We start from the raw sequence: 3,734 nt of genomic DNA on the forward strand, positions 1-3,734 counted from the left end.
TAAGTAGCGGGTGAAGCCTGTTTGGTGGTTTCCGATACATATATAATAGAAAGAAGATATTCTTTATCATTCCGGTAGATGATAACCGTAGGATTCAGATTAACGCTTTCCCATGTACCGACAATGGAAAACAGGTTGAAGGACGGATAATCTTCTTTAGTTCTTCTCATAAGGCATGGTTTGTTTGGGTGATTGATTTTGTGTTTCACTGTCCGCAATAATTCTTTCAATATCGGAAGATTTATAATAAATCTTGCTGCCGATTTGAGAATAAGCCAGCCGCCCACTGCTTCGGTAATATTGCAGTGTTCGTTTGCTAAAACCTAGCAACAGGCATACTTCCTGACTATCCAGCCAGTTTTCTACTTTCTGGGTATGAGTGCTGCACAAATTTTCTATCCGTTTGGCAAACTCAGTAAACCGTTCGCAGACATACGAAAAGGTTCTCTTTTCAATGGTTACTACTTCCATACTTTTAATTTTAAATGGTTTATAAAACGTGTTGATTCTATTTTCACCAGCAAAAGAAAGAAGAAACAAGAGCCGTTTTCAAAACTGTCTGGAAGTGGCACAGTAAAGCTACTAATGTCTAGCTACCTAAATGTATTCATAAGAATCTACGGAAGTAAAATAGTGAATTCACTATATGGATTATGCAAAGAATTGATTTTAGCCACATAACCGATGGCATTGCAAAGGTTATTGAAACGGAAGAAAGGTTGTTAAATGACTTGTCAGTAGAAGTAATAACACTAAGAAAAAACAAACAAAATCGTACCATCAAGCAAATATTTGGTCATTTGATTGATTCGGCATCTAACAATCATCAACGAATGGTTCGTCTGCAATATAGCAAAGATCTGCTTTTTTCCCCGATTATCGTCAGGATAATGATCTTTGGATAGCTCTGCAAGATTATCAAAATGCGGATTGGGCTAACTTAATCCAGTTATGGAAGTTTTATAATTTACATCTCATTCAAGTTATTCAGTCTGTAGATGTAGCAAAATTGGATAGTTATTGGTGCGATTTTGAAGGAACAAAAGTCACGCTGAAAGATATGATAGAGGGCTATTGGGATCATTTACACTTGCATATAAAAGAAATTCATGAACTAATTATTTGAAACACAATTTAATAATCCATTTAGTTATTTGCGACAACTATAACATTTTGGAATATGCTTCTGCTAGCATTTTGCAAAACAGAAAGCCGAAATATGTAACGGATAAAAAACGAATGAACAGCTTTAATCTATTAAGTTTTTCCATTGTTGCAAATAACTCTCTTTCATATATAGAATGTTTTATCGAAACATGAAAAAGAGTTACCCATCAAATTTGTTTTCAGAAAAACATTAAAATATATCTCTATTTAAAGAGAAATCACTATTTTAGCACACTGAATCAATACACTCTATATGTAGATACGCGGATATTCTATCCATACAAGCTTTTAGTTGTAGCAGAAACTCTTTCTGTTACTCGTTTGCGTATCATTTCCTAACATTTTAGTAATATTATCTTTAGCCCGAAAAAGGTGCGTAAATTTTTATGTTTGTAACGGATAGTTGTATTTCAGATCCCGCTATGGGATTTTTCTAATAACAAATATTCAAAATACAAATGGAAATCATCAACAAAAAACCAATTTTATTTGAAAAGTCCAACCATAATATTTGGACTGATCCTTACATTCAGCAGCAAATATTAAAAAAGCATCTTGATTTTCAGTCTGATGAAGCTAGTCGAAAGCAAGAATCTGTTTTAAAGATTGTGAATTTTGTGCTTAAACATTCAAAATCTGAAAGTCATTTACTTGATTTGGGATGTGGTCCAGGATTATATACGTCACTTTTTGCAAACGAAAATTATGATGTAACAGGCATTGACTTTAATAAATCTTCAATAGAGTATGCTACGGGAAAACAGAATGGAATTAAATATATTCTGAATGATTACATTAATGATTATCCCAATGGTAAATACGATACTATAACCATGATCTATTGCGATATGGGAACCCATTCAGATAGTGACCGTGACCGATTACTGGATAATATATATTGTTCGCTGACTGATGGCGGAGTTTTTATTTTTGATGTTTTCTCGGAAAAGATAATTAGTGATAGACAAGAAAATAAAAGTTGGGAATATGCACCTCACGGTGGTTTTTGGGATGAAAGTGAATACCTGCTATTGAGCCAAACTTTCCATTATCCTAAGAATAAAGTATTTGCATACCAACATAACTTAGTACTCGAAGGAACAATCAAACATTTCATTATCTGGGAAAGGTATTATTCGGAAAACGAAATAACAAACATATTAAAAAAGGTCGGATTTCGTAAAGTTTCAATTTATAAAGATTTACTTGGTAAAAACAATTTCACATCGAGTAGTGAAATTTTCATAGTTGCAGAAAAATGAAATGTATGATTGTATATGTAACGTAACTATTTAAAGCATAAGTGAAACGTTTCTTAGAAACAAAGTTATTCAACCTACTCTCTTGCTCTGTTAATGGTAAAGAGATTGATCGTATAGAATTATCAATGGCTTATGATGATTTTGTACGGCAACTCCTCTTGTTTTGTCAAGAGGAGCAGAATATTATACTATTATGCTTTACCATAAATTACACTGTAGCAGAGGTCAAAGAATTGAATATGCGACTGGAGATTGAGAATGATAATTCTACACTTGAAATCCGATTATTATTGGCTAAGGTATTAAGTATATTGGATTCTACTTTTAGGGTAGTACAATTTCGCTTGGATAACCCCGATTTATTTTCGATAAACACAGAACATAATTTTGATCCCGATGTCTATTTAGCCAATGATGTTGATATGATTGATATTATGGAATTGATATGCGGTTTGTTTTATTCACACTCCGTAAGAAACAAGGTTGGAAATCCTGTGAATTTTTCAGAACTGGCACGAATATTTGAGAAAGGAATGAACTTTAAATTTGCAGACATATACAAGAAAAGGGATGATGTTTTTAAACGTAAAGCCACAAAACTGACAGAGTTTCTAAATGAATTAATAATCGCTATCAAGATAGAAAGTAAAAATAGAGGGTATTTGTAAATCACTAGCTTATCAATAATTTATAGGGGAATAGATGATCTACTCCCCTAACTTATTTGCATCCATTTGCTGAACTTTGCTTCATCAATCGATTGAAAACAATAATGTTAAACTAAAAAATGGAGTAAAATGTATATAGACAATGAAAACTTCGACAAGTGGATGGAGCGACTATCGAAGAAGCTATCCGAAATCGGGCAAGACCTGAAATCGCTAATCAATACCGACACAGTATTCGATGAAAATGAGAGGCTGTTGGATAATCAAGACTTAGCCTTTCTGTTGAAAGCATCTTTCAGAACCCTACAACGCTATCGGGCGAAAGGTGTACTTCCCTACTTTACCATCGGACGAAAAACGTATTATAAAGCCAGCGATATCCGGGCTTTCGTTCGTGAATATGCCGATTCTCAAACCTACAAACAGTTTGAAAAAGCAAATCAGCCCTGATAGCAAAAAGTAGCAAAGGAAAGAAGCCTGCGTTCAGGCTATTCCTTTGTGCAGTCACCCCGATTTAGCAGAAACTACTTCACCTATTGGTTCAGCCCGTTTCGCTAAATCGAGCAAGAGGGAACTGGACAAGTCCGGTTCTTCCCTCTTGCCCTGCGGGCAAAGCCTTCGGCTTTAGCGTGTTACA

General features: G+C 34.4%; 5 protein-coding genes and 1 pseudogene. 4 read left to right on the plus strand and 2 right to left on the minus strand.

The features are described from left to right. Together QX565_RS00670 and QX565_RS00675 are read right to left on the minus strand one after the other, a co-directional pair. The coding region (locus QX565_RS00670; protein ID WP_289290652.1) for a DUF3876 domain-containing protein at positions 1-170 on the minus strand (170 nt) is incomplete at its 3' end. Then, positions 157-471 carry a helix-turn-helix domain-containing protein gene (locus tag QX565_RS00675; RefSeq protein WP_270592088.1) on the minus strand — a complete coding sequence of 105 codons (315 nt, stop codon included), beginning with the start codon at positions 469-471 and terminating at the stop codon, positions 157-159. The genes QX565_RS00670 and QX565_RS00675, both read right to left, overlap by 14 nt. Positions 472-653: 182 nt before the next feature. Between QX565_RS00675 and QX565_RS00680 the strand changes: the two are divergent. The 4 genes and pseudogenes from QX565_RS00680 to QX565_RS00695 all read left to right on the plus strand — a co-directional run bounded on the left by QX565_RS00680 (position 654) and on the right by QX565_RS00695 (position 3,547). Continuing rightward, a pseudogene (locus tag QX565_RS00680) lies at positions 654-1,126 on the plus strand (DinB family protein). A 499-nt stretch (positions 1,127-1,625) separates the two neighbouring features. Further along, positions 1,626-2,429 carry a class I SAM-dependent methyltransferase gene (locus QX565_RS00685; protein WP_289290646.1) on the plus strand — a complete coding sequence of 268 codons (804 nt, stop codon included), beginning with the start codon at positions 1,626-1,628 and terminating at the stop codon, positions 2,427-2,429. Positions 2,430-2,470: 41 nt separating this feature from the next. Then, a complete protein-coding gene (locus QX565_RS00690) occupies positions 2,471-3,097 on the plus strand; it encodes a hypothetical protein (RefSeq protein WP_289290648.1) in 627 nt (208 codons plus the stop codon). 129 nt (positions 3,098-3,226) lie between these two features. Next, entirely contained in the window at positions 3,227-3,547 is a 321-nt protein-coding gene (locus QX565_RS00695; protein ID WP_289290650.1) for a helix-turn-helix domain-containing protein, read from the plus strand. The last annotated feature ends 187 nt before the right edge of the window (positions 3,548-3,734 follow it).

The organism is Bacteroides sp. 41_26 (genome assembly GCF_949740115.1).
Taxonomy (GTDB): Bacteria; Bacteroidota; Bacteroidia; order Bacteroidales; family Bacteroidaceae; genus Bacteroides; species Bacteroides nordii.